Raw genomic sequence first — 1,235 nt, forward strand, 5'->3', positions numbered from 1 at the left:
GTTCCTCAAGGACAGCGTGAAAGCATTTTCAAACTATATCAGCGCCAAGATTCCCATGAGAATAGTCAGATTGAAGGTGATGGCTATGGTTTAGCAATATGCTGCGAAATGCTCGCGCTGAATCATGGTCGAATTGTTCTCGATAGCGAGGTGGGGCGAGGTAGCTCCTTCTCGGCTATTTTTCCTCGTTAGGCGATGCTAAAGCGCTTATTTCTTGCCATATCATTCAACACTCCCTAAAATCGATGAAAATCTTGTCGGGGAGCATCTGTCATTTTATCGCTTGATGATTTGCGAATGCTGAGACCACATAAATTCTTGGGATATATCCAATTATTTGTTGTTCTACATTTTGTAGGCAGATAGGGACCCGTTGAACCTGATTGGTTAGAACCAGCGTAGGGAACAAGAATTCATCAAGACTAGACCGATGATTCTAATTGCTTCCTTACTTACCACACTCGTAATACCGGATATGCGGAGCAATAGATGAAAAACGATTCGTTAAAGAAACTGGGTGATACAGCTTACGTAGATGAGTTATCTACCCAGCCTTTTCCAGCCTCAAAAAAAGTATATGTAGAAGGCAGTCGTAAAGATATTCGCGTAGCGATGCGTGAAATTTCACTTACCCCAACTCAGTTGCAGAATGGCGAGCTTGAGGATAACCCTCCAGTTAGAGTTTATGACACCTCCGGCCCCTATACAGACCCCGAGATAGAAGTTGACGTCACAAAAGGGCTAATGCCCTTACGCGATGAGTGGGTTGCTGAACGAAATGATACTGAAGAGTTACCTGGTTTTAGTTCTGAGTACGCAAATGTACGTGATCAAAACCTAGCCTTGGATGGCTTGCGTTTTGAGCATAAGCGTAAACCTCTAAAAGCAAAAGCCGGAAAGAATGTCACGCAACTGTATTACGCTCGTCAGGGTATCATTACGCCGGAAATGGAATATATCGCTATTCGAGAAAATCTGGCTTTAAGCGAGGCGCAGATGGATGAAGCGCTAGCTAACCAGCATCCAGGCGAGTCTTTCGGCGCTTCTATTCCTAAAATGATTACCCCGGAATTTGTCAGAGACGAAGTCGCTCGTGGTCGTGCTGTCATTCCTTGTAATATCAACCATCCGGAAACCGAACCGATGATTATTGGTCGGAACTTCCGCACCAAGGTGAATGCCAATATTGGTAATTCTGCGGTGACATCTTCTATTCAGGAAGAAGTCGAGAAAAC

At 44.5% G+C, this 1,235-nt stretch carries 2 protein-coding genes and 1 riboswitch; both genes read left to right on the plus strand.

The window, feature by feature from the left end; all coding sequences use genetic code 11:
• Window positions 1–192: ATP-binding protein (locus A3729_RS05125; RefSeq protein ID WP_231877340.1), on the plus strand; the 192-nt coding region annotated here is incomplete at its 5' end.
• 56 nt (window positions 193–248) lie between these two features.
• Window positions 249–422, plus strand: a riboswitch (TPP riboswitch).
• A gap of 67 nt (window positions 423–489) precedes the next feature.
• Window positions 490–1,235 (plus strand): phosphomethylpyrimidine synthase ThiC (locus tag A3729_RS05130; RefSeq protein WP_197475579.1); only part of this gene is annotated, 746 nt, incomplete at its 3' end.

It is taken from the genome of Oleiphilus sp. HI0043 (genome assembly GCF_001634935.1).